This is a genomic window from Proteiniphilum sp. UBA5463 (assembly GCF_002427225.1).
Classification (GTDB): Bacteria; Bacteroidota; Bacteroidia; order Bacteroidales; family Dysgonomonadaceae; genus Proteiniphilum; species Proteiniphilum propionicum.
Genome location: NZ_DIQL01000054.1, coordinates 48,826 through 73,764, shown reverse-complemented (window position 1 = coordinate 73,764; position 24,939 = coordinate 48,826). Strand labels below are relative to the sequence as shown.

Below are 24,939 nucleotides of genomic sequence, written 5' to 3'. Positions count from 1 at the left end.
AACATGATTTAATTAGGAGTAAAAACCTTCAAGAATCCTAAATGCATGCACTAAGATTCAAAATATTTTCTCAGATAATTTCAACTTTCTGCTTCGGAGTCCAGCCCACACTTCCGTTCGCTATCTCTATCTCATACCAGTTTCCATCGCTGTTCCTTATCTTTACCTTTGTACCTTCATGCAGCTCAAAAAGCACATTGCTGTTCTCATCAGGAGAAGCGTTAACACTGGCAGCACCAACTGTCACGATAGCATAATTCCTTTGAATTTGCTCTCTTTTCTGGTTAAATGCGAATATATTTGCAATAATCATAAATACAAAAAACACTATTCCGCTGTAAAAAGCAGTTTTTCTTATCCACAATAAGCGAACAAACAGAAAAAGTGTTAAACATACCAGAAATAGGAGAAAAAACACAATACCTGCAGTACCCCAAATATCGGAGCTTAACATATTGCGGATGCCATTAATCCAGTTGGTAAGAAACAGGCTGCCAACCTCTTCAATACGGTCTTCGGTGCGACTACCGGCAAAACGCAGATTATGCCTTATATCACTGTCACCGGGATCAAGCATTAGCGCTCTCTCATAATTCAAAATAGCTTTTCCAAGCCTGTTGTCCCTGAAATAGGCGTTGCCCAGGTTATAGTATATCTGGGCAGACTCCCTGTCCTCTGCTATTCCTTCTGCCACAATCCCTTCATAAATCTCTATGCTTTTTTTAAAATCGTTGTTCCTGTATGCCTGAGAAGCAGAATCGAGAGAATTTTCCAAAGTATTTTCGTGAAACACAGGTGTATCAGCCTGAGGAGTAGCTTTTAGAATTGTATCTGAAGTATCTTGCGCACCCAAAACTGTGATACTGCAGATGTCAAACAACAGAAAAACAAATGTATATAATATTGATTTCATTTCCATATTAATAAGTTAATCACCTCCGAAAAGCCTTTTCATTGCATGCGTTCCAAAATAGATATTAATGTTCGATGCATTAATAATTATATTTTTCTATAACCAGAATTTTCGTCGCAGACACATAAGTTGAATGTTCAAAAGTATAAAATATATATATATATCAACTATCCGGAATAAAAAACGTGTAAATATTATCAACTATCAAAGATCCGGGATAGGTAAACCCATTATAATAATATGTTACAATTCGCCACACTTAAAAAGTATCACTCTTAATCCCCGCTACTTGTCCTGTTTGTTTTTCTTAAGCCTGTTTTCCATTTCTCCGATAGCTGCCAATGTATCGTTGTAGAGCTGCCCCATCTCAGCGTTACTTTCTGCAGGGGCATAACGCGCAAATTCACAGGTGTCGAGAATATGCATAAACTTACCTACAAGTATATCACTGATTCCATACTTCGACAGCTCATCCTCAATATTATTTTTAGTGAGCCTTGCTAATGGAATTGATAGCTTATCGCTGAAATATCCCCATAGGGCGCGGAGTACTTCGTCGTAGAAACTCTCCTTGTCATTTGCCTTTAGATATTTTCCAGCAGCATTTAGCCTCTTTACAGCTACCTTATTAGCCTTTTTGGTTCGCATCAATGCAACATTCGCGTTTTCACGAGCCTTTTTTCTGTTAATTAAGTAATAGAGAATTAGCAACAGCATTGGAACCACATACCATAGCCAGTAAATGAGTGACCCCGCAAAAAAGTTGCTTCTTGATTTGAATGAAGGTTCTCCAGTTTTCAGAAAACGGATATCCTGTTCTGCTATCACATCCTGCCGGTTAACAAAACTGCCGGCGGTGACACTGCTCGGATCTCCTTTTCCTACAATCAGTTTATATTCGGGGCTAGTCAGTGTCTTATAAGAATTACTATTCAGGTCGAAATAGGTAAATTCCACAGATGGAATTGCATAAGTACCCTCGTAGCGCGGAATGGCCATATACTCAATTTTTCTTATACCGGTCAATCCGTTTGTAGTGACGTTGAAAGAGTTGTCAACAACCGGGTCATACAGCTCAAAGTTACCGGGAAACACAACTTCAGGATTTCGTATCAGCTTAAGGTTCCCGGTTCCCGAAATTTCAAGCCTCAAAGTGATTGCTTCGTTTGCCTTTGTTTCGGAAGTGCTTATAGATGGCTTTAGCGTAAATGTACCCACGGCGTTTGAATAGCTTTCCGGCTTATTGCCAGGAAGAGGCTTCACATTTATTACCAAAGGATTGGTCTCCAAATTCTTCTTTACATCTACCATCACCTCCTGAGAACCGAAAAAGGTGGAGACTCTCCTGCCAGACGGAACGGAAAAAACCATCTCAAGGTTGCCTCTCGGTATGGTTATCTGTCCCGATCTCTGTGGAAAAAGCAATGTCTTGCGCAAATCAGCTGTATAGTAATTCCTTCCGTTATAGCGCTCCATCTGCAATTGTTGATTCACGGGAAGTGCTATATCCTCAACCATGAACCCCTCAAACTCAGGAAACTGAATCTTTCCTATATTTACAATATTAAGTGTTGTATATAACCTGAATGTCACTGTAAACCCCTCCTGTTCATACAGACTGTTTTTGGAAACAATAGCTCTTATGAATGCGTCAGTGGCTGAAACAGCCACTTGACCTGAACCGGCTGAAGGGCTCTCCCCTCTCTGCCCTCCGCCGGGTTCTTGGCTCCGGGCTGAAGCTTCATCGGGAGGGAGAACTTTTATTTGAAGAGAATTTGATTGGTAATTACTTCCATCAATAGTTATTGAAGCAGGCGGTATGTTGAATGTTCCCGCTTTCTTGGCCATGAGGATATAAGTATATGTAACGGAACTTTCTGAGGTTGTTTTACCGTTGACTGTCCGCTGGCTATAGCTGGTAGATGTGCTCGGGCCGAAAAGAAGGTCGAAATCGGACAGATCAGGCAGCCTCAGATTGCGCCCCTCTTTATTCATTACATAGCTCAGCCTGAATTGCTCGCCTTCAACAACCGTTGCCGGTGCTGAAGCTTTAAAAGTAACCTGTGCAAAGAGCTGTGTTGCGCTATTTGCAAATAATACAACCAGTAGAATAATAAAAGTGCGTATGCTATGCATATATTTCATTGTCTTTTCCGTCCTTACCAATTTTTATTGCGCCTCCTGTTACTTTCTGCCTTTTCCTCTTTTTGCCGGGCTTTTATCTGTTGTACTTTCTCCTGTGTCTGCTGCTCATCCTGCTCGATTGCCTGTAGAAGTTGACGGGCATTGTCGCGCGACATCTGCTCAGGTTCATCCGGCTGCTCGGCACGTTGCTCCTTATCCTGCTGGTTCTGTCGGGGCTGATCCTGTTGTTCCTGCTGTTGTTCCTGCTGCTGTTCCTGCTGCTGTTCCTGTTCACCCTCACCCTTGTCAGGCTGTTTATTCTCTTGTTCATCCTGAATCATCTTCTGAACAACTGCAAGATTATATCGTGCTCCCCCGTCCAGCGGATTAAGCCGCAATGCCATCTTATAGGCTTCCATCGATTTTTGCAACTCTTTCTTCTGCAACATTGCATTTCCTATATTGTGCCATGCTGCAGATGCTTCCATTGGATTCTCCTGTTGCAGAGAGATAAAGCGGTTATATTGCTCGATAGATCTTTCCCACTCTTTTTGTTTATATAACGTATTCCCAAGGTTAAAGTTTGCCTCCCCGGAAGATGGGTTTTCCTCTACTGCCTTTTCATAAAAGTCTGATGCAGCAGAAAATTTTTGTTGATTATACTCCTTATTCCCTTTACGTATATTTTTCCGTACCTCCTTTTGTGCCGATACGGTTACAGGAACCGTAACGGCCATAATAATTAGTATCAAATATTTATAAACGAATCTGTTCATCCGATTAATTTTTCAGTTTTCCCTAATCTGTTTCAGAAAGTGCAATATTCTATCGGCTGCAGTTTTGTGTTTTACTCTTTAAACAGCTTGACCTTTCTGAACAACCTGTTTTTCTTATCATAAACAAGAATCTCAGCAAAAAGAATCAGCAGCAAAAACCATGCTAAAAAAGTGAATTTTTCATCATATTCAGAGTATGTAAGACTTGACGCTTTCCCCGTTTTCAGTTCATTAAGCTGAGCTTCAAGCGCACGGATAGCTGTATTTGAATTATCGGCTCTCACATACAATCCCTTACCGCTTTTTGCTATCTCCATGCACATCTGTTCGTTAAGCCTGGAAACAACCACGTTACCTTCGGAATCGGCCATATAATTACTGCCATACTCGCCCGATGGTACCGGAGAGCCTTCAGGAGAACCAATTCCCACTACATTGATCATCATCCCGCTCTTTGCCGCTTCGGCTGCAATCTCAGTAGCATTACCTTCGTGGTCTTCACCATCGGTAATTATAATCATAGCTTTGCTCATCTCCTTATCGCTTGAAAAAGAACTCATTCCCAGGCTTATTGCCTGCCCAATTGCTGTACCTTGAATGGGTACAAGACTTGGGTCGATAGTGTTGAGAAAAATTTTTGCAGATTGCGTATCAGATGTCAGTGGCATCTGCACATAAGCTTCACCTGCAAATACTATCAATGATACCCTATCGTTCCTGCGCACATCAATCAACCTCGACAATATCTGCTTAGCCCTCGCCAGCCTGTTGGGTGAGACATCTTCAGCTAGCATGGAGTTTGACACATCTATCGCTATTACCAGCTCAATCCCTTCCTTCTCTACCGTTTCAACTTTTGTCCCGAATTGCGGACGTGCAATCATGAATACACCGGTGCAAAGCGCCGTAAAAATAAGCCAGAACTTCAGATAGGAACGTTTCAACGACATTTCCGGCATCATCTTCTTAAGTGTTGAGAGTGTCCCCATTTTCTGTACATCCTTTCGTTTTCTGATGTTCAGGTAAACGTATACCGCCAACAACAGGGGTATGGCGAGAAACAACCATAAATATTCCGGATTTGCGAATCTAAACATTTCTATTGCATTTCACTTTATAACTTCAATCTATTCAGGGCACACTTCTCAACAATGTTCTGCGAAGCAACAGCTCAAGTAAAATAAGTCCCATTGCTACCAGCGCAAAGGGTAAAAACAGTTCCTGCCGGCGTGTTACATTCTGCACGCTGATAAGGTATTTTTCCATTTCATCTATCTCGTCATACACCTGGCGGAGGCCTTCGGTATCCTGTGCCCGGAAGTATTGCCCTCCTGTCATTGCCGCAATTTCGGTGAGTGTTTTTTCGTCGATGTCTACCGGCATGTTTTGCATCCTTATTCCGTATGGAGTATTCACCGGCGTTGGCGCCATTCCTTTGGTCCCCACGCCCACAGTATAGACCCTAATTCCGTATGAACGAGCCATATCAGCAGCTGTGAGAGGAGCAATCTGGCCTCTGTTGTTTGTTCCGTCAGTAAGAAGGATAACCACCTTCGAGCGCGATTCACTGTTTTTCAATCTGTTCACTGATGTAGCAAGTCCGAGGCCTATAGCAGTTCCGTCTTCTATCAGCCCGAACTCAATTTCGTTCAGCAGGTTAAGTAAAACCTTATGATCGGTTGTGAGCGGACATTGCGTAAAGCTCTCCCCTGCAAAAATAACCAACCCGATATTGTCATTTTTACGGTCAGTAATAAATTCCGATGCTACCTTTTTGGCTGCCTGAAGCCTGTCGGGCAGGAGATCCTGAGCAAGCATGGAACCAGATACATCTAGCGCCATCACAATATCAATTCCCTGAGTCTCAGTCTCCTCCCAGCTGTTTACCGATTGAGGCCTTGCAATTACAATAATAATCAGCGCTAAGGAAATAAGCCTCAATACAAAAGGAAGATGCCGCATATAAACCCTTAAATCGGGCTTAAACCCTTTAAATGCGTTTAGTGATGCCAGCTTGAACGAAGCCTGTGCCTTCGATAAACGGATCACATACCATGCTGTTAACGGTATAAGCAACAGTAATAAATAGAGATATTCAGGATGCAGAAATTCCATTTTTAAACACTCTTTTCTATATCAACTTCGGGTAACTCATTTTTCTCTGACTCTTCCATATCCTCTTTTTTGACAGCTTTATCAGGCTCTCTTGTCTGATTCACATAGAAGTATGCATTCACAAGGCTCAGGCTATTCTCATCGGGATAGGGAATATACTTGGCAAATTTCACAAGATCGGCCGTTGAAAGAATCTGCTTCAGGTTCTCATAAACTGAATCGACATCCCAAATTTTCCTTACTTCGTTCAAAATCTCCCCCGATGTCATCTCCATGGCATTAATATCGTCCCGTTCATGTATATAGGAGCGAAGAATATCAGTCAACTTACTGTAAAACTCCTTCTCACGCCCCTGCTGCCATATCTTCTCGGCCTTAAGCCTGTCCAGCTCTTTAAGTGCACGTATATGCGCAGGTAACACTTCAGGGGGATTAAAGAAATATCCTTTTTCCTTTTTCTTGAAAACGAGATAGATAATAACACCTATCAATGCAATGATCAGCATTATACCCAGCACAATCCACAGCAGCCACAGATAGTCTGTCAACACGAATGGAGCTTTTCGAACCGGTTTTATATCTCTCAGCTGAAGTTGTTCAAAGTCGATAGAGTCTGTTTCACCCTTGTTGATCAATTCCAGATAAGCCAATGTGGAATCAGACAACACTGGAGAATCCACCTTCAGCCCGAATGAATTGGAGAAGATGGTGTCAGTGCCATCGTAAACAGGCATGCTTGGAACGTGGTACAGTGTGGAGTCGAACGACGTAACAACATATTTAAAATTGAGAGTCATCACATTATTCTCTATGGTGGTATCCGGAGGGAGCATGGCGATAACCTCGATACCGGGTATAATCTCCTTTTCGTACACAGGAAAATGTATTGTCCTATCTTTCGGAGTCATAACCTTAAGGTTGATCAATGCCTGTTCGCCAATAATAATCTCGGTAGGCTGAACAGTCGCCTGCACCGATGTCCTCTGTGCATTTGCCGGAAAAACTGTCAACAACATAAAAGCCGCCATGGAAGACATGTACAACAAGACAATATTTGACCTAAACTTTTTCAATTTCATTTTCTTTGCTGGAATAGTTGCAGGAGCAATTTCACATAATCGCATCCGGTTGAAATAGAGACACTGTCAATACCGCTTTGGCGGAAAGCATTATTCATTTCGGCCTGCATCCTGTTCCACCAGTTACTGTATTCATTCCGTACTTTTTTGGAAGATGTGTTAATCCACAGCTCTTCTCCCGTTTCCGCATCTCTCACTTTCATCAGGCCAATGGGATAGAGCCCGGTGCTTAACTTGTCGTATACCTGGATAGCCACCATATCGTGCTTACGGTTGGCTATTTGCATCGCTTTACTGTAACCGTTAGAATCGATAAAGTCTGATATCAGAAAAGCGGTACAACGCTTCTTTATAGCGTTTGTCATATACTGAATTGCCATGTTCAGGTCTGTACCGCTGTTTTCAGGGTTAAATCCCAGAATTTCACGAATAATGAACAGGATATGCTTTCTTCCCTTTTTAGGTGGGATAAACTTCTCCACTTTGTCGGTAAAAAAAACAACCCCTATCTTGTCATTATTCTGAATAGCTGAAAAAGCAAGCGTTGCCGCTATCTCAGCCACCATATCACGTTTCAGCACCGATTGCGAACCAAAGCCCAAACTATCTGACACATCTATCATAAGCATCACGGTGAGCTCACGTTCCTCTTCGAATATTTTAACGAAAGGACGGTTATAACGTGCCGTAACGTTCCAGTCTATATCGCGAAGGTCGTCGCCGTACTGATACTCTCTTACCTCTGAGAAAGCCATACCCCGTCCCTTGAAAGCAGAATGATACTCACCGGCGAAAATATTCCGCGAGAGCCCACGTGCCTTTATCTCAATTTGTCGTACTTTCTTTAATAGTTCAGTAGTTTCCATTTACAGCCAGGCCCTTTCTAAAGAAGGAATTGTATTAATTAAGAGATGCATTTAACCAACAGTGCCGTTTAAGGTACCTCAACCTTATTCAGGATTTCGCTAATGATCTCTTCAGAAGTCAGGTTGTTGGCCTCCGCTTCGTAGGTGAGGCCTATACGATGGCGAAGCACATCGTGACACACTGCACGTATATCTTCGGGTATAACGTAGCCGCGCCTCTTGATAAACGCAAAGGCACGAGATGCAAGAGCCAGGTTGATTGATGCGCGCGGCGATGCCCCAAAACCTATCATCTCCTTCAGTCCGGTCATTCCGAACTGATCGGGGAAACGGGTTGCAAACACAATATCAACAATGTATTTACCTATCTTCTCATCAATATATACATCACGCACCACTTTGCGGGCTTCCAGGATTGCTTCGGTAGATATAACACCCTTGTCACCAACAACCGGTTCAAAAATATTTTGTTGAATTATCTGCTTCTCTTCCTCTTTTGACGGATATGATATTACAACCTTCAGCATAAAACGGTCCACCTGCGCTTCCGGAAGCGGGTAGGTACCCTCCTGTTCGATAGGGTTTTGGGTTGCCATCACGAGGAAGGGGCTAGGTAAGCTATAGGTCTTCTCACCTATTGTTACTTGGCGTTCCTGCATCGCCTCCAGCAGAGCGCTCTGCACCTTTGCAGGTGCTCGGTTGATTTCGTCTGCAAGTACAAAATTGGCAAAAACAGGTCCATGTTTAACCAGAAACTCCTCGTTACGTTGGCTGTAAACCATTGTTCCAATAACATCGGCAGGCAAAAGGTCGGGGGTGAACTGAATACGGCTGTAGTCAGCATCAATCAGCTGAGCAAGTGTTTTGATAGCCAGCGTTTTCGCCAGTCCGGGCACCCCTTCCAACAGGATATGCCCATCGGACAACAGCCCGATAAGCAGGGATTCCACGAGGTGTTTCTGCCCAACTATCACTTTGTTCATTCCGGCAACAAGTGTCTGAACGAAAGCACTTTTTTGCTCGATTTTTTCGTTTAATTCTTTAATATCAACAACTTGGCTCATATTATCTGATTGTTAAAAATATAGTTCTGTATATGAGATACAAAAATAGAAATGTTAAATCGGTTTTCAGAGGAAACGCCGTTAAAAATGTTTAAGCACTGATCCGCAATTTGTTTGTACTTCACAAGGTTTAACTTGTAAATTCCATACCAAAAACATCAGAAAATGCAATTTTCATCCTACCAGAAGCCTCCCCGAAATCAACCTCTTTGCCAATCTCCTTTTGCATGGATGTTACGCCCCTGTCGGTAAAACCGCATGGGTTGATATAACTGAAATAGGTGAGGTCTGTATTGATATTAAGTGCCAGGCCGTGCATTGTCACATATCTGCTTGCGCGTACTCCAATAGCGCAGATCTTGCGTGCCTTTTCCGGTATGCCAGCATCAATCCACACACCCATTGCCTTATTATCTTTCTCGCCCTCTATACCGTAGGTTTTAAGCACTTCAATCACCACATCCTCAAGCATGGAGATATAGCTCTTCACTCCTGTGCCAAACGCCTCAAGGTCGATAATAGGATAGGCTACCAGTTGACCGGGGCCGTGATAAGTGATATCACCTCCCCGGTCGATAGCGTGCAGATCTATATTTTTACTTTCACACAGATGCCTAGTTATAAGTAGATTATGTTTATCACCTCTTTTTCCAAGTGTATAGACATGCTCATGTTCACAAAAAAGAAGGTACTGATCCTTCTTCTCATTCTTGTTAAGCTTCTCACTAATGACCTGTTCGAACAGCTTTTCCTGATAATCCCACGCACTCTTGTAACGGATGCGGCCGAGATCTTCAAAAATAACTTTCTTTTTCATCTCTATTTTTATTCATAGCTTTCAGTTGCAAAACTGTCCATTATTTCACTACGATTTATTTGACTGCCTAAAATTATATATGCCTTTCAGCGCGATAAGATGAACGTACCAGCGGGCCGCTTTCCACGAATTGAAACCCTTTCTCCAATCCGATAGCCTTGTATCTTTGAAACTGTTCTAACGACACGTACTCCTTCACTGCCAGATGTTTTCGAGTGGGCTGCAGATACTGCCCGATGGTAAACACCCTACATCCCACATTAATCAGGTCGTCCATAGTTTCAATAACTTCCTCCTCTGATTCTCCCAGCCCCACCATTATACCCGACTTGGCTTTCACCTTACCGTTGTTGGCAATGATCTCTATTGTCTTTAGGCTGATATCGTATTTGGCACGACTGCGTATTTTGGGTGTCAGGCGCCTCACGGTCTCCATATTGTGTGACACAATGTTGGGGCCAGAAGCAATCACTCTGTCTATAAGCTCCCTGTTCCCATTGAAATCGGGAATCAGCGTCTCTATTGTAATATGGGGGTTTCTCTCTTTTACACGCTTCACGGTGGCAGCCCACAGTTCGGCACCACCATCATCCAGATCATCCCTGTCCACACTGGTGATAACACAATGCCTAAGTTTCATCTTCTCAATGGTATCTGCAAGCCGGTCGGGCTCATCCCAGTCCACCCCGAGCGGTGTACCTGTTTTTGTTGCACAAAACTTGCACGATCGTGTACATATATCACCCAGAATCATAAATGTGGCAGTTCCTCTACCCCAACACTCAGACAGATTGGGACATTTACCGCTAACACATATGGTGTTGAGTCTTTTCCTTGCGATAATCTCTTTTACATCAAGATATTGTTTGCCCTGCGGGAGCGATATTTTAAGCCATTCGGGCTTCCTTTCAATCAATTCAGGTTTATTTTCCATAATAATTTTTTACAAATTAAACGTTTGCAACAGCAGCGGATAAAAAATATATTACCTACCGGAGCATAACGAAAAGTGATTTTATGAATGTCAAACAGTGCAAAAATACTATTTTATTCGGGTATTTACTAAATAATCGCTTTATCATTTCTTTTTATTCCTAACTATTTTTAAAAGGCTACCATACCGTTTGTAACCGCAAAAACTTTATCTTTGTCACCAAAACGCAACGAGAGCGAAACAAATTGGATTTCCAGCTATTACATACCGACCCGAAATCATGCGCCAGAGCGGGATTAATAACCACATCGCACGGAGTAATTGAGACACCCGTATTTATGCCTGTGGGAACTGCAGGCAGCGTGAAAGCAGTTCATATAAGCGAACTGGAAAATGATATAGGCGCTCAGATTATCCTTGGCAATACATATCATCTATACCTCCGCCCGGGCCTTAACATTCTCAAACAAGCCGGCGGACTGCACAGATTCATCAGCTGGAACAAACCAATGCTTACAGACAGTGGCGGGTTTCAGGTATTTTCACTGGCAGAAAACCGGAAACTTATGGAGGAAGGAGCCGCTTTTCAGTCCCACATCGATGGCTCAAGGCACTTTTTTACGCCCGAAAAGGCAGTTGATATCCAGCGTATCATAGGTGCTGATATCATGATGGCTTTCGATGAGTGTACACCTGGTGATGCCGATTATGGCTACGCGAAAAAGTCACTTGACCTTACAGAACGGTGGCTCGACCGCTGTATTGAACGTTTCCATGAGACCGAATGTCCGTACGGGCACAGCCAGGCTCTTTTCCCCATCGTGCAGGGATGTGTATATCCCGATCTTCGCCGCCGTGCAGCAGAGAATGTGGCAGCCAAAGGTGCGGATGGTAACGCTATCGGCGGCTTGGCCGTGGGCGAACCAACTGAAAAAATGTATGAGATGGTGGAGCTGGTAAACGAGATTCTGCCAAAAGACAAACCACGTTACCTGATGGGAGTAGGTAAACCTGAAAACATACTCGAAGCCATTGAAAGGGGTGTTGATATGTTCGATTGTATTATGCCCACCCGTAACGGCCGCAACGGGCAGATCTTCACAAAACAGGGAGTAATGAACATGCGCAATGAAAAATGGAAAAATGATTTCTCCCCTATTGAAGAGGATGGGGCATCGTTCGTTGACAGATTATACAGCAAAGCTTATCTTAGACATCTTATAAACGTAAACGAAATACTCGGATTGCAGATAGCTTCTGTCCACAACCTGGCGTTCTACGTCTGGCTGGTAAAGGAAGCCAGAAAGCATATCATCGAAGGCAATTTTACTGAATGGAAACGAACGATAATAGAAAATGTTACAAGACGCCTATGAAAAGAGGTAAAATATCATTACTTCAAAATAACTTGATTAAGACTGAAAATTATCCAACTTAATGAGACTTAATAGTTTTAACCATATAAAGTTGAAGCGCCTGGACAGGTACATCATTAAAAAGTTCCTGGGCACCTATATTTTCATGATCGCGCTGATAATATCCATAGCTGTGGTTTTCGACATCAATGAGAAGATAGACAAATTCATGACTAACAATGCTTCGCTGCATAGCATAATCTTTGATTATTACCTCAACTTCATTCCTTACTACACCAACCTTTTCAGCCCCCTTTTCGTTTTCCTGGCAGTAATTTTTTTCACCTCCAAAATGGCCAATAACTCCGAGATCATCGCCATTCTATCCAACGGAATCAGCTTTAAACGGCTAATGAAACCATATATGATTTCGGCATTCGTGATTGCAGTATTCGCCTTTATCTTCGGAAGCTACCTGATCCCTCCGGCCAATGCTACCCGTATTGAGTTTGAGAATACATATATTGATCCTCGGAAAAAGAAAGTAGGAGACCGGGATATTCAGTTTAAAGTGGGAGAAGGGACCATTGTTTATTTCGGGAACTTCGATCTGGGCAGTAAAACAGGGTACAGTTTTTCCATTGATCATTTCGATAACCTGCACCTGTCATCGCGGCTAACTGCACAATCAATACGTTACGACTCTGCCTATCACTGGACCATAAGCGATTATCAGATAAGGAGTTTCAACGGGTTGAAAGAGACAATTACGCACGGTTCATCTATTGACACTACTCTGCAGATTGTACCCAACGATTTCATTATAGCAAAAACCGATCATCAGATGATGTCATCACCCCAGCTCCGCAGGTATATACATAGCCAGAAAGAACGGGGGATGGGCAATATACAGTCATTCCAGATAGAATATCACTCACGCATAGCTTCAGTCTTTTCTGCCTTTATTCTTACAATTATCGGGGTATCCCTGTCGGCGAGGAAAGTAAAAGGGGGCATGGGGCTTAATATTGGGATCGGGCTGGTACTGAGTATGGCGTATATCCTTTTCATGACTGTAAGTTCCACTTTTGCGGTAAAGGGGGGGATGAGCCCTTTCATCGCAACATGGATACCCAACGTTATTTTCACCGGTATAGCCCTCTATCTCTATAAACGGTCGCCTAACTAAATTTCAAAAAGTTAGAAACCGATGCATGGTTACTGTTAAGAAATGGCTCTTTGGCGTGCCTAACTAAATTTCAAAAAGCAAAAAAAAGAAGCCTGATTGGCCCGGGGTAACATTCCACAGGAACAGACTTAGGCTTAGAAATTTATTGACCGAAGCATGCTCAAATCGATAATCTTTGAATTAATAAATAGATCTTTCAGAGGGTGCAACATGGAAAATCAATCAAATTATACAGATATGAATAAATATGTACTAATCTTTCTGTTGATGGCTGCATCAAACTGTATATATGCACAAGCCAAATACCCGCCAATTGTAATCGAGACCAATTACGGCAGAATGAAAGCGATACTGTATGACGATACACCAAGGCATAGTGAACACTACCTGAAACTAATCAGACAGGGTTATTTTAACGGGACACTGTTTCACAGAGTCATAAAAGATTTCATGATCCAGGGAGGGGCACAGGATTCGAAGAATGCTCCTGCCGGAGCACAAATCGGCGGCGGACGTACCGATATGGATATTATGCCCGAGTTCAGGGACAATCATTTTCATAAAAAAGGAGCTCTGGCTGCTCCGAGAAGGGGAGATAACGTAAACCCGCAAAAAAAATCGGATGCTTCACAGTTTTATATCGTTCACGGAAAAGTTTATACCGAAGGCCGGTTGGATACTATGGAGATGGCTGTGAATGTCCCTATAAAGAACAAGCTCATCCGCAGCCATTACTCACCGCACAAAGAGAAGTTAGCCAATCTGAAGGAGAGTGACCCAAGAGGGTTTAACGCTCTTCTCGACTCGGTTCTTTCAGTGGTTGACTCACTCTACGAAGCGGCTCCGGGAAAATTCTTCTTTCCGGAAGGGCTGAAAGATGCATATAGTACTATTGGCGGCGCACATCACCTAGATGGAGAGTATACCGTTTTCGGGGAGATAACAGAGGGATTGGAGGTGATTGACAAGATTGCCGCCCTGCCAGTCGACAGCAACAGCCGGCCCACTGACGATGCAAAGATTGTGAGGGTTTACGCGGAGGAGTAAACGGCCATACCGGCCAATCCCGGTTTATTCAATATTCTTTCTCACCCCGGTCAAAAACAGTTTCATCTTTTCGCTGTCTTTATCTACGATGATGGCAAGTAATTCTTTCAGTTTCTCCCTGATTTTTACCAATTGATCGGGAGTATATGGATTAAACAAAATCTCCGTTAAGAGAAAATCATCTTCCGAAAGTAATCCCTGTGCAATGTTCATATGCTTTTTGAACGTGGTTCCCGGCGCATCCTGATGCTTCATTACCGATGCAAACACCAATGTGGATGCAAACGGGATGGAAAGCGAGTAAGCGATGGTTTCATCGTGCTCCCTGAACGAATATTCAAAAACATTCAGTTTTAGCCGGCGGTACAGATCCCGGAAAAACACCTTCCCCAGATGTGACGATTCGGAAATAATAATGGCACTTTGCGTGCTAAGGTCGCTCAGGCTGGCAAACGTAGGCCCGAACATCGGGTGAGTGGAGACATAAGGGCGGGTACGTTCGAGGTAAAATTCCTCCAAGCCGGTTTTCACCGATGCAATATCGCTCAAAATACACGTTTGCGGCAAATAGGGCAACACGTTGTTAAACGCTTCGATGGTGTATTTCAGCGTAGCTGCATTAATAACCAGTTCGGGTGCAAATTCCTGCACTTCTTCAGGATTTGTCATTCGAAGCGTGTTGTAGATGAACCGTAGTTTTTTCGGGTCTGTATCCAAAACAGCCACTTCGTGTTCAAAACTGAGCACATCGGCAAAGAACGACCCCATCTTGCCGGCTCCAAGAATTAATATTTTCATTTTACTTTGTTATTTCTCTTTTTTTCTCTTTCCATGACCACCATCTGCTGGCGTACCGATTCAGAGTGGATAGCCTCCAGTACCTGTTTTATAAAATCGCCCGACATCTCCATCCGTTCGCCCTGGCAGGCACGATCTGTAAGGATCTGGTCATAACGCTGCGTCTGCAGGATAGGCATATCGTGCTCCAGCTTATAGTACCCAATCTCTCTTGATACACGCATCCGCTTGGCAAGCAGCTGCAATAGCTCGTTGTCCAGATCATCTATCTGATTTCGCAACACAGAGAGATCTTCTGTAGTCTGCACGGTATTGCGGATGACCAGGCTGTCAAGCACCTCCTTAAGTGCTGCTGGCGTTATCTGTTGCGCCCTATCGCTCCATGCATCATCAGGTGAACAGTGAGATTCTATTATCAATCCTGAATAGTTCAGGTCCATAGCCTGCTGGCTGAGCTTAAAGATAAGGTTGCGGTCTCCCCCTATATGACTCGGGTCGCACAGGATGGGAAGTGCGGGATAACGTCGCTTCAACTCAATAGGGATATGCCACTGCGGAATATTGCGGTACACAGTTTTATCGGGTGTGCTGAAACCTCTGTGAATCACTCCCAACCGCTTTATCCCGGCATTGTACAACCTTTCCAATGCACCTATCCACAGCTCCAGGTCGGGGTTCACCGGATTCTTTATCAGAACAGGTATATCCACCCCTCGCAGTGTGTCAGCAATCTCCTGTACTGCAAAAGGGTTAGCGGTGGTTCGTGCACCTATCCATAACAAATCCACGCCATATTTTAGTGACTCATAGACATGTTTTTCTGTAGCTACCTCGGTAGCTACATACATGCCGGTCTCCTTTTTTGCTTTCAGAAGCCATTTGAGGGCAGGGCTGCCCACCCCTTCAAAACCACCAGGCTTGGTCCTCGGCTTCCAAACACCCGCCCTGAAAATCTTAACACCTATTGAGGCCAGTTGCCCGGCAGTGACCATCACCTGTTCCTCCGTCTCTGCGCTGCAGGGTCCTGAAATCACGAGCGGCCGTTTTTCATCTATACCCGGTAATAATATTGATTCGAACTCCATGTTGTTATTGTTTTTTTAATTGATGAATCCACTTTAAAAAAGTCCCGAACAGAATAAAGTGGTATATAAAATGCCGACTGTCAATAAATATTTTTGATTATCCCCAACGAAAATTTATTCAGACATATCTGGCTATTAATAAGTAAGAAACACTCACTGCAATGTTGACAAGTAAGCATTAATCCTGTGATAAGCTTCCTGAATTTTCTCCTCAGAAGAACCAAGTGAGATACGTATAAATCTATCTCCGTTGCTGCCGAAGACAGATCCCGGCGTGATAAATACCCTTGCGTTATAAAGGATATCATCTATAAAGGATTCGCTGTCAGCTACCTTGTCGCTCAATTTACCCCAGACAAACAGCCCAACCTGGCGTTTGTCGAATGTGCATTGCAGCAGATCCAATATCTTTTCGGCCCATAAGCGGCGGCCTGCGTAAATACTATTCATCTCTGCATGCCATTCCAAAGGGTTCGACAAAGCTTCAACGGCAGCCAGTTGCATCGGCTTAAACTGCCCGCTGTCGATATTGCTTTTCTCCTTTAGTACCCATCTCACAAATTGGGGATTGGAAGCAAGCACTCCCATACGCCAGCCCGACATATTGTGCGACTTGCTTAATGAGTTGAGCTCGATGCAAATATCTTTTGCACCAGGTACCGATAAAATGCTCATTGGTTTGTCATTCAGGATAAAGCTGTAAGGATTATCATGACAAATAATTATTGAGTGCCTCTTGCCAAAAGCTACCAGCTTTTCAAACAACCCAGCCGACGCGTTGGCACCGGTAGGCATATTCGGATAGTTTACCCACATCAGTTTCACCTGCGACAGATCCATCTTTTCCAGCGCTTCAAAATTGGGCTGCCAGTTGTCGTCCTCCATCAGGTCATACTGAATAACATTGGCTCTCAGCAAATTAGACACAGAGGTATAGGTAGGATAACCTGGATTCGGTACTAAAACCCCATCTCCGTAGTTAAGAAATGTCATTGAAATATGCAACACTCCCTCTTTCGATCCTATCAACGGGAGTACCTCATCTGTAAACAATTCCACACCGTATATCCTGCCATACCAATCGGCATATGCTTTACGAAGTTCGGGTATTCCCGTGTAAGGCTGATAAGCATGCACATCGGGACGGCACGCAGCTTCACAAAGCTTACTTATTGTTTTCTGCGAAGGCATTCTGTCGGGAGCACCCACCGCCAGGCTTATTACATTTTTACCTTCGCTATTCATACGGGCGACCTCTGCAAGTTTTACTGAAAAATAGTATTCTGCGATTGTTTTTATATGTTCAGCAGGTTCAATTGTCTTCATTTATTTAAATTATTTAATTTCTGCATCTGTTGAGATTACAGCTGAATCTTTCAATACCAGCCACGCACTAATTGCATAAATAGATGAGAAAGTCAAGATACATTAATTGCTAAATTTGTAATTTTTTAATTATCAGATCTATTCTCTAGCCTAAAACTCATTCGCTCTCTCATTTGTACGAATAAATGGCTTCTTAAAATCAACCGCGAAATAATTCATTTTCTCCTTCGATCTTTGTTCTATAGTGCCATGCTTTTCCTCCCTGTACTCACCCAGTATTTTCAATCCGCTTATCAATGGCATTATAGCATCAACTGACTGCCGGTAGCGGAAAAAATCGGTAAAGGTGAGGTCGATGTAAAACTGATACTCCCACTCTCTTCCAATAATGGGCAACGACTGAATACGGGTTAGGTTAATGTCATAAAAGGACAACACCGACAGTACTTTCGAGAGGCTTCCTTCGTTGTGAGGCAATATGAAAACCATCGACGACTTGTTGATATGATTATCCTTCTTCACTTCTCGAAGCATCTCACCCTGTGCAAGAATAAGAAACCGGGTAAAGTTCCTTTTATTTGTCTCAATACCACGGGCAACAACCTCCAACCCGTACATTTCTGCTGCAAAGGTGCTGCATATGGCAGCTGTACCGACCATGTTTTTTTCTCGTACATCTTTTGCAGCAAGGGCCGTATCACTGTGCTCAACTATTTTTACACCGGGAAGTGTATCAAGAAACTCTTCACATTGCATCAACGCCATGGGGTGCGACATCACCTCTTTAATATCGCATATTGAACTTCCGGGTAGTGACGCCAGTGAATGTGAAATACGCAGTTTATGCTCACCTGCAATCTGCAGATCATTAATTTTCAAAAGATCGTGATTCTGCAAAAGACTTCCCGCTATTGTGTTTTCAATTGCCATTACCCCTATCAGCGCGGGATCTTTAGAAGCCTCAATAAAAATATCACGGAAAGTGCTGCAGGGAACAATATCCACCTCTTCACCCTTAAAATACTCACGTGCCGCGATCTCGTGGTATGCACCTGCACCTCCCTGAATAGCTACTCTCTTCATACGATTTATCTCATTTTTTAACCAAAAAAAAATCCCGTCGTGTTGGCGACAGGATCTTATTTATCTGATATGACTATTTAACTTCTTCTCATTTTGCATATAAAATCCTGTCTTTACCTGCTAAAGTAAAAGTAAAACCAGAAAGATATTGCAAAAACTGAACTGTTCACTATAATCTACTTTTGTGAATTACGGATGCAAATGTACGATTTTTTTTATTCATACAAATAAAAAAGTAAAAAAAAAAGTGGTTTTATAGCGCCAATAAATTAAAAACAGACTCATTTTCAAATGAAGAATCAACAATTATTTTCAAAATATTTTTATATTTGCATATTAAAAACACCAATTTTGACATTTTTTTCAGGCATCCAGCCGTAATCGCCTGACGGCCAGTCGTAGTAAGCTTTACCATTATGTTCTGAATAGTTTGACTACTCAGGTGTCAAGTTGGAATTTACTGAAGTATTATAAAAAAAACCGTGAACTAATATTTTATAACTAAATAACAGATTCATAATGTTCAAAAATCATCCCAAAGGATTATTCGCCGCTTCGCTGGCGAACATGGGTGAGCGCTTTGGTTTTTACACCATGATGGCCATCCTCTCACTCTTTATAATGTCAAAGTTCGGACTTAACGAAACCAACACCGGAATTATCTATTCAATCTTCTACGCGTCCATTTATCTGTTGGCACTGGTAGGCGGACTTATTGCAGACAAAACCCGTAACTACAAGGGAACTATCTTAATAGGATTGCTTCTGATGTCACTTGGGTATGTAATTATTGCCATTCCCTCTCCAACACCTGTCCCCGCGAATGAATTCATGCTTTTCCTGGGAATTACCTGCTTAGGGCTTTTGGTCATTGCCTTTGGTAATGGTTTGTTCAAAGGCAACCTACAGGCACTGGTTGGCCAAATGTACGATAACCCTCAATTTAGCAAGATGAGGGACTCCGGGTTCCAGCTGTTTTACATGTTCATAAACATTGGTGCTATCTTTGCCCCTTTCATCGCTGTGGGTGTAAGAAACTGGTGGGTAGAAAAAAATGGCTTTCTCTATAATGCCGATCTTCCTGCGCTTGCGCATCAGTATCTGGGTAATACAATCACTCCCGAAGGAACATCACGCCTTCAGAACCTGGCTTCTGAAGTTGGATTCGCCGGTACCGATCTATCCGCATTCAGTTCAGAATACCTTAATGTGTTCACCACGGGATTCCATTATGCCTTTGGGGTAGCAATTTTTGCGATGCTCATTTCATTAGCTATTTACCTTGCCAACAAAAACAAATTCCCCGATCCTGCAGTAGCCAAGGCTTCTGCAACTGCAGACGGTAGCACACCCGTTGACGAGATGGATATAAAAGAGGTAAAACAACGTCTTTACGCACTGTTCGCCGTTTTTGCAGTAGTAATTTTCTTCTGGTTTTCTTTTCATCAGAACGGTCTAACACTAACATACTTTGCCAAAGACTATACCGATCTGAGCCAGATAAAAGTCAATCTTGGATTTGCCACCTTGCAGGGAGCCGAGATATTCCAGGCAATTAACCCATTTTTCGTGGTATTCCTCACTCCTATTATCGTTGGATTATTCGGATGGCTCAGGTCAAAAGGGAAAGAACCATCCACACCGCGGAAAATTGCCATTGGAATGGGTATTGCTGCTTTAGCTTATCTTGTAATGTCGCTTGGTTCCATAGGTTTACCCAACAAAGCTGAAATAGATGCAATGGGCGGGCTTCCTGATTCTGCACGTGTGACACCATGGATTCTTATCGGTACATATTTTATTCTTACGGTTGCCGAGCTTTTTATAAGCCCTCTCGGTATCTCTTTCGTATCAAAAGTTGCTCCCCCAAAACTTCAGGGTATCATGCAAGGAGCCTGGTTGGGAGCTACCGCGGCAGGAAACAGCTTGCTCTTTATCGGGGCCATCTTCTATACAAGTATGTCTATGACTGCTACATGGATGCTGTTTGTTACTGCTTGTATTATCTCAATGTTCACAATGCTCGCCATGCTAAAATGGCTTGAAAGAGTTGCAAAATAATTTTCAAACAACCAGTATACAGTCCGGCAGAATGATTCTGCCGGCTTTTTTATTGAAATATTTTAACAAGCCAAAAAATCCTCACACATTGATAGATAACATCACCCGTTGATAACTTCTTACAATAACTCAGAAAAACCGCCCTATATTTAAGTATATTTGCGTACACATCACACGTGAAATCATATAAAAAAAATGCACCATTTTGTACATTTACACGTTCACTCCCAGTATTCGTTGCTTGACGGGCAGGCAAGCATTCAGCGCCTTATAGACAAGGCTGCAGAAGACGGCATGAAAGCTATTGCGCTTACCGATCACGGAGCAATGTACGGAATCAAAGAATTCCTTAATTATGCTTCCAGAAAAAATGCTCCATTAAATGCAGAGATCAAAAAGCTGAAAAAAGAGATCGACGCACTGGCAAAAAGCGGTGAAGCACCGGATAAACGACAACAGCTGAACGACAAGCTGTCTGAAACAAAGAGAAAACTATTTAAGCCTATTGTCGGATGTGAGTGTTATCTGGCACGACGTAACCGTTTTTTACAAACCGACAAGATTGACGGTAGCGGATGGCATCTGGTTGTCCTGGCAAAAAATCTGCAGGGTTACAAAAATCTCATAAAGATTGTTTCCAAAAGCTGGACTGAAGGTTTTTACTACCGTCCGCGCATCGATAAAGAGTTGCTTGAACAATATCACGAAGGCCTTATTGTTTCATCCGCCTGTCTTGGTGGTGAGATATCAAGAAAAATTGACGATGGCCGGATAAATGAAGCTGAAGAAGCGGTGAAGTGGTATAAAAGTGTTTTTGGAGACGATTACTACCTGGAGTTGCAACGCCACAAAACAGACCGTCCCGATGCTGACCGGACAACTTATCTAAAACAGGAAAGGGTAAACAGTGAAATGATTCGCATTGCGCGAAAATATGACGTGAAGCTGATAGCCACTAACGACGTTCACTTTGTGAACGAAGAGGATGCCGATGCACACGACCGCCTAATTTGCCTGAGTACCGGAAAAGATTTTGACGATCCTGACAGGATGCGGTACACCAAGCAGGAGTGGCTGAAAACGACCGAAGAGATGAACCGCATATTCTCAGATATCCCCGAAGCGTTAACCAACACTCTGGAGATTGCCGACAAGGTTGAGTTCTATTCTATTGATCACCCTCCGCTGATGCCTTTTTACCCTATTAATCCGCAGTTTGGGACCGAGGAGCTGTACAAACAGAAATATTCCGAAAAAGACTTGATCGAGGAGTTTGGAGAAAAGACCTTCCACCGATTGGGAGACTATGACAAAGTAATCCGAATCAAGCTGGAAGCCGAATATCTGACACACCTGACAAAAAAGGGGGCAGAGAAGCGATATGGAAAAGATCTCAGTGAAGAGATAGTGGAACGATTGAAATTCGAGCTGGACACTATCAAGAATATGGGATTTCCCGGATATTTTCTCATTGTTCAGGATTTCATCAATGCTGCCAGGGAGATGGGTGTAGCCGTAGGGCCGGGACGAGGGTCAGCCGCGGGGTCGGCCGTAGCCTACTGCCTGCAGATTACTGATATCGATCCTCTGAAATACGACCTTCTGTTCGAACGTTTCCTCAATCCCGACCGTATCTCAATGCCCGATATAGATATCGATTTTGATGATGAAGGTCGGGGGAAAGTACTTCGCTGGGTGACAGAAAAATATGGTAATGAGAGGGTTGCGCACATTATTACATATGGGACAATGGCCACAAAATCCTCAATACGTGATGTGGCGCGGGTACACAAACTACCGCTTTCGGAATCGAACAGGCTGGCAAAGCTGGTGCCGGACAGGATCCCGAACGTAAAAAAGATCAATCTGAAAACAGCAATCGAAAATGTGCCCGAACTAAAGGAGGCTGCCAATAGCAGCGACCCTCTGGTGAGAGATACTCTCAGGTATGCGGAGATGCTTGAGGGCAATGTCAGAAACACAGGCGTTCATGCCTGTGGAGTAATAATTGGTCAAACAGACATATCTGATGTTGTACCCATAAGTACTGCCGAAGATAAAGAGACAAAAGAGACTCTCCTGGTGACGCAATACGAAGGGTCGGTAATTGAGGAGACAGGGCTGATAAAAATGGACTTCCTCGGTTTGAAGACCCTCTCTATAATTAAAGATGCACTTACCAACATAGAGCTGAATCGCGGTATCAAAGTCGATATAAACAGCATCGACATGGACGATGCCCCAACTTACAGACTTTATTGCAATGGGCAAACCACCGGGACATTTCAGTTTGAGTCGGCAGGGATGCAAAAGTATCTGAAAGAGCTACAACCAAGCAAATTTGAAGACCTCATTGCCATGAACGCGCTCTACCGACCCGGACCAATGGATTACATCCCTACTTTTATCGCACGGAAGCAAGGCAGGCAGGAGATTACCTACGACCTGCCCATCATGGAGAAATACCTGAGCGAAACCTACGGGATAACAGTCTACCAGGAGCAGGTGATGCTTCTTTCACGACTGCTGGCAGGATTCACGAGAGGCCAGTCTGATGAGTTGCGCAAAGCTATGGGCAAGAAGCTTATAGATAAGATGACAGCACTGAAGGAGAAGTTTCTTGCAGGAGGCAAGAAAAACGGGTATGCCGAAAAAACCCTTAATAAAATATGGAACGACTGGGAGAAGTTTGCCTCATACGCCTTTAACAAGTCGCACGCTACATGTTACTCCTGGGTGGCCTACCAAACAGCGTGGCTAAAAGCCAACTACACTTCCGAATATATGGCTGCGGTACTCTCCAACAACCTGAACAATATTACGGAGATCACCAAGTTTATGGACGAATGTAAAGCTATGGACATAAATGTCCTCTGCCCCGACGTAAATGAGTCGTTCCTTAAATTTTCCGTAAACAAAGAGGGCGATATACGCTTTGGCCTTGCTGCCATAAAGAGTGTGGGGCAGGGAGCTGTTGTCGATATCATTGATGAGCGGACAAAGAACGGCCCTTTCAAAGATATATTCGATTTTGTGGAGCGTGTCAACCTCTCCTCTTGCAACAAAAAAACCATTGAAGCTTTGGCTCTTTCAGGAGCTTTTGACTCACTTCAGGGGATAACCAGAGAGCAGTTTCTCGCTGTAAACAGCAAGGGCGAGGAGTTTATGGACACTCTTATCCGTTACGGGAATAAGTATCAGCTTGATAAGATGGAATCGATAAATTCACTGTTCGGAGATGACTCATCATTCCAGATCGCACACCCCGAAATTCCCCAGGCAGCAAGCTGGTCTGACATGGAGAGGCTTAACAAGGAGAGAGAGCTTATCGGCATTTATCTATCTGCTCACCCTCTTGACGATTATGAGTTTATACTGAAGCATGTATGCAATGCCGATACGTTGAAATTGCAGGATCTTGACTCTCTGAACGGGAAGGATATAACCTTCGGAGGAATGGTAACCGCCGTGCGTGAAGGACAAACCAGAAGAGGTTCACCTTACACTATTTTCAAGATTGAAGATTATTCGGGGAGTTACGAAATTGCACTCTTCAGTGAAGACAGCGTAAATTTCGGCAGGTACGCGCGCAACGGGCTCTCAGTTTATATTGAAGGGAGAGTACAGCCAAAACGCTTCCGTCAGGATGAACTTGAGGTAAAAATATCATCTATATCTCTTTTGTCTGAGGTTAAGGACAAACTTATTTCAAAGATTACGTTACAAATCCCGCTTTCAGAGTTAGATGACACTACGGTGGCGGAATTATCAGCTTTAGTTAAAAACAATTCGGGAAATTCGTTGTTATATTTCCAGATAATCGGGAAAGAGTCTCATATGAATATAGAGTTGTTTTCACGCCCAGCAAGAATCGGGGTAAACAAGAATTTCATCGATTATCTGAAGAATAATTTGACTATCGACTTTAAAATAAACTAAATTAACTAAATAACTAAAGAAGGCATATATGGCTCTTGAGATTACAGACGCAACTCTGGAAAAAGTGTTGCAGACAGACAAGCTGGTAATTATCGACTTTTGGGCTGAATGGTGTGGCCCTTGCAAAATGGTAGGACCAATCATTGATCAAATCAGCGAAGAATACAAAGACAAAGTGGTTGTAGGCAAACTCGATGTTGACAATAACGATGAAGCAACATCCAGATTCGGCATACGCAATATACCAACCATCCTTTTTATCAAAGGAGGAGAGGTTGTTGACAAAGTGGTTGGTGCAGGCCCAAAAAACACCTTCACTTCTAAAATAGATAAGCTGCTTTAGATATTTACATATATCTTTTAAAAAA

At 43.1% G+C, this 24,939-nt stretch carries 20 protein-coding genes; 6 read left to right on the top strand and 14 right to left on the bottom strand.

Features of this window, described 5'->3' with window-relative positions:
- Positions 1–70: 70 nt before the first annotated feature.
- The 10 genes from B3B27_RS09430 to lipA all read right to left on the bottom strand — a co-directional run bounded on the left by B3B27_RS09430 (position 71) and on the right by lipA (position 10,688).
- Positions 71–913 carry a tetratricopeptide repeat protein gene (locus B3B27_RS09430; RefSeq protein ID WP_238868464.1) on the bottom strand — a complete coding sequence of 281 codons (843 nt, stop codon included), beginning with the start codon at positions 911–913 and terminating at the stop codon, positions 71–73.
- A 285-nt stretch (positions 914–1,198) separates the two neighbouring features.
- A complete protein-coding gene (locus B3B27_RS09425) occupies positions 1,199–3,058 on the bottom strand; it encodes a BatD family protein (protein ID WP_286832993.1) in 1,860 nt (619 codons plus the stop codon).
- A 14-nt stretch (positions 3,059–3,072) separates the two neighbouring features.
- Positions 3,073–3,813 (bottom strand): tetratricopeptide repeat protein, encoded by a 741-nt coding sequence (locus B3B27_RS09420; RefSeq protein ID WP_238868462.1) that lies wholly within the window; start codon positions 3,811–3,813, stop codon positions 3,073–3,075.
- Positions 3,814–3,884: 71 nt separating this feature from the next.
- On the bottom strand, positions 3,885–4,910 hold the full coding sequence (locus B3B27_RS09415; protein WP_238868461.1) for a vWA domain-containing protein: 1,026 nt from the start codon (positions 4,908–4,910) through the stop codon (positions 3,885–3,887).
- 34 nt (positions 4,911–4,944) lie between these two features.
- Positions 4,945–5,928, bottom strand: coding sequence for a vWA domain-containing protein (locus B3B27_RS09410; protein WP_238868460.1), 984 nt, complete (start codon positions 5,926–5,928; stop codon positions 4,945–4,947).
- A 2-nt stretch (positions 5,929–5,930) separates the two neighbouring features.
- Positions 5,931–7,007, bottom strand: coding sequence for a hypothetical protein (locus tag B3B27_RS09405; protein WP_286847323.1), 1,077 nt, complete (start codon positions 7,005–7,007; stop codon positions 5,931–5,933).
- Entirely contained in the window at positions 7,004–7,873 is an 870-nt protein-coding gene (locus B3B27_RS09400; RefSeq protein WP_238868458.1) for a DUF58 domain-containing protein, read from the bottom strand. The genes B3B27_RS09405 and B3B27_RS09400 overlap by 4 nt, the downstream gene beginning before the upstream one ends.
- Before the next feature lie 68 nt (positions 7,874–7,941).
- Complete coding sequence (locus B3B27_RS09395) at positions 7,942–8,937, bottom strand: AAA family ATPase (protein WP_238868457.1); 996 nt, start codon at positions 8,935–8,937, stop codon at positions 7,942–7,944.
- Positions 8,938–9,067: 130 nt separating this feature from the next.
- A complete protein-coding gene (lipB, locus tag B3B27_RS09390) occupies positions 9,068–9,754 on the bottom strand; it encodes a lipoyl(octanoyl) transferase LipB (RefSeq protein ID WP_238868456.1) in 687 nt (228 codons plus the stop codon).
- Positions 9,755–9,827: 73 nt separating this feature from the next.
- On the bottom strand, positions 9,828–10,688 hold the full coding sequence (gene lipA, locus B3B27_RS09385; RefSeq protein WP_286832986.1) for a lipoyl synthase: 861 nt from the start codon (positions 10,686–10,688) through the stop codon (positions 9,828–9,830).
- A 245-nt stretch (positions 10,689–10,933) separates the two neighbouring features.
- Between lipA and tgt the strand changes: the two genes are divergently transcribed.
- The 3 genes from tgt (at position 10,934) to B3B27_RS09370 (ending at position 14,279) form a co-directional block, all read left to right on the top strand.
- On the top strand, positions 10,934–12,064 hold the full coding sequence (gene tgt, locus B3B27_RS09380; RefSeq protein ID WP_238868454.1) for a tRNA guanosine(34) transglycosylase Tgt: 1,131 nt from the start codon (positions 10,934–10,936) through the stop codon (positions 12,062–12,064).
- Between the two features lie 61 nt (positions 12,065–12,125).
- On the top strand, positions 12,126–13,232 hold the full coding sequence (locus tag B3B27_RS09375) for an LptF/LptG family permease (protein ID WP_238868453.1): 1,107 nt from the start codon (positions 12,126–12,128) through the stop codon (positions 13,230–13,232).
- Between the two features lie 237 nt (positions 13,233–13,469).
- Positions 13,470–14,279 (top strand): peptidylprolyl isomerase, encoded by an 810-nt coding sequence (locus B3B27_RS09370; protein WP_238868452.1) that lies wholly within the window; start codon positions 13,470–13,472, stop codon positions 14,277–14,279.
- Between the two features lie 24 nt (positions 14,280–14,303).
- Here the strand turns inward: B3B27_RS09370 and B3B27_RS09365 are convergent, their stop codons facing one another.
- The 4 genes from B3B27_RS09365 to B3B27_RS09350 all read right to left on the bottom strand — a co-directional run bounded on the left by B3B27_RS09365 (position 14,304) and on the right by B3B27_RS09350 (position 18,571).
- Positions 14,304–15,077: a prephenate dehydrogenase/arogenate dehydrogenase family protein gene (locus B3B27_RS09365; protein WP_238868451.1), complete on the bottom strand. Its 774-nt coding sequence runs from the start codon at positions 15,075–15,077 to the stop codon at positions 14,304–14,306.
- Positions 15,074–16,162 carry a bifunctional 3-deoxy-7-phosphoheptulonate synthase/chorismate mutase type II gene (locus B3B27_RS09360; protein WP_238868450.1) on the bottom strand — a complete coding sequence of 363 codons (1,089 nt, stop codon included), beginning with the start codon at positions 16,160–16,162 and terminating at the stop codon, positions 15,074–15,076. The genes B3B27_RS09365 and B3B27_RS09360 overlap by 4 nt, the downstream gene beginning before the upstream one ends.
- A 153-nt stretch (positions 16,163–16,315) precedes the next feature.
- The gene (locus B3B27_RS09355; protein ID WP_238868449.1) at positions 16,316–17,488 is read right to left on the bottom strand and encodes a pyridoxal phosphate-dependent aminotransferase; all 1,173 of its coding nucleotides are present in this window, start codon (positions 17,486–17,488) and stop codon (positions 16,316–16,318) included.
- A gap of 150 nt (positions 17,489–17,638) precedes the next feature.
- A complete protein-coding gene (locus B3B27_RS09350; RefSeq protein WP_238868448.1) occupies positions 17,639–18,571 on the bottom strand; it encodes a prephenate dehydratase in 933 nt (310 codons plus the stop codon).
- A gap of 519 nt (positions 18,572–19,090) precedes the next feature.
- On the opposite strand from B3B27_RS09350, the gene B3B27_RS09345 reads away from it, so the two are divergent.
- From B3B27_RS09345 to trxA, 3 genes are all read left to right on the top strand, one after another.
- A complete protein-coding gene (locus tag B3B27_RS09345) occupies positions 19,091–20,632 on the top strand; it encodes a peptide MFS transporter (protein WP_238868447.1) in 1,542 nt (513 codons plus the stop codon).
- A gap of 195 nt (positions 20,633–20,827) precedes the next feature.
- Positions 20,828–24,571: a DNA polymerase III subunit alpha gene (dnaE, locus tag B3B27_RS09340; RefSeq protein ID WP_238868446.1), complete on the top strand. Its 3,744-nt coding sequence runs from the start codon at positions 20,828–20,830 to the stop codon at positions 24,569–24,571.
- A 28-nt stretch (positions 24,572–24,599) separates the two neighbouring features.
- Complete coding sequence (gene trxA / locus B3B27_RS09335; RefSeq protein WP_238868445.1) at positions 24,600–24,914, top strand: thioredoxin; 315 nt, start codon at positions 24,600–24,602, stop codon at positions 24,912–24,914.
- Positions 24,915–24,939: the final 25 nt, after the last annotated feature.

Excerpts from the sequence above, each read along its gene's own strand:
- trxA (WP_238868445.1), top strand. The coding sequence starts at position 24,600 with ATGGCTCTTGAGATTACAGACGCAACTCTGGAAAAAGTGTTGCAGACA.
- B3B27_RS09425 (WP_286832993.1), bottom strand. The coding sequence starts at position 3,058 with ATGAAATATATGCATAGCATACGCACTTTTATTATTCTACTGGTTGTA.
- B3B27_RS09355 (WP_238868449.1), bottom strand. The coding sequence starts at position 17,488 with ATGAAGACAATTGAACCTGCTGAACATATAAAAACAATCGCAGAATAC.
- B3B27_RS09345 (WP_238868447.1), top strand. The coding sequence starts at position 19,091 with ATGTTCAAAAATCATCCCAAAGGATTATTCGCCGCTTCGCTGGCGAAC.
- B3B27_RS09405 (WP_286847323.1), bottom strand. The coding sequence starts at position 7,007 with ATGAAATTGAAAAAGTTTAGGTCAAATATTGTCTTGTTGTACATGTCT.
- B3B27_RS09410 (WP_238868460.1), bottom strand. The coding sequence starts at position 5,928 with ATGGAATTTCTGCATCCTGAATATCTCTATTTATTACTGTTGCTTATA.
- B3B27_RS09365 (WP_238868451.1), bottom strand. The coding sequence starts at position 15,077 with ATGAAAATATTAATTCTTGGAGCCGGCAAGATGGGGTCGTTCTTTGCC.
- B3B27_RS09420 (WP_238868462.1), bottom strand. The coding sequence starts at position 3,813 with ATGAACAGATTCGTTTATAAATATTTGATACTAATTATTATGGCCGTT.
- B3B27_RS09360 (WP_238868450.1), bottom strand. The coding sequence starts at position 16,162 with ATGGAGTTCGAATCAATATTATTACCGGGTATAGATGAAAAACGGCCG.
- lipB (WP_238868456.1), bottom strand. The coding sequence starts at position 9,754 with ATGAAAAAGAAAGTTATTTTTGAAGATCTCGGCCGCATCCGTTACAAG.
- dnaE (WP_238868446.1), top strand. The coding sequence starts at position 20,828 with ATGCACCATTTTGTACATTTACACGTTCACTCCCAGTATTCGTTGCTT.
- B3B27_RS09350 (WP_238868448.1), bottom strand. The coding sequence starts at position 18,571 with ATGAAGAGAGTAGCTATTCAGGGAGGTGCAGGTGCATACCACGAGATC.
- B3B27_RS09430 (WP_238868464.1), bottom strand. The coding sequence starts at position 913 with ATGAAATCAATATTATATACATTTGTTTTTCTGTTGTTTGACATCTGC.
- B3B27_RS09415 (WP_238868461.1), bottom strand. The coding sequence starts at position 4,910 with ATGTTTAGATTCGCAAATCCGGAATATTTATGGTTGTTTCTCGCCATA.
- B3B27_RS09370 (WP_238868452.1), top strand. The coding sequence starts at position 13,470 with ATGAATAAATATGTACTAATCTTTCTGTTGATGGCTGCATCAAACTGT.
- lipA (WP_286832986.1), bottom strand. The coding sequence starts at position 10,688 with ATGGAAAATAAACCTGAATTGATTGAAAGGAAGCCCGAATGGCTTAAA.
- B3B27_RS09395 (WP_238868457.1), bottom strand. The coding sequence starts at position 8,937 with ATGAGCCAAGTTGTTGATATTAAAGAATTAAACGAAAAAATCGAGCAA.
- B3B27_RS09375 (WP_238868453.1), top strand. The coding sequence starts at position 12,126 with ATGAGACTTAATAGTTTTAACCATATAAAGTTGAAGCGCCTGGACAGG.
- B3B27_RS09400 (WP_238868458.1), bottom strand. The coding sequence starts at position 7,873 with ATGGAAACTACTGAACTATTAAAGAAAGTACGACAAATTGAGATAAAG.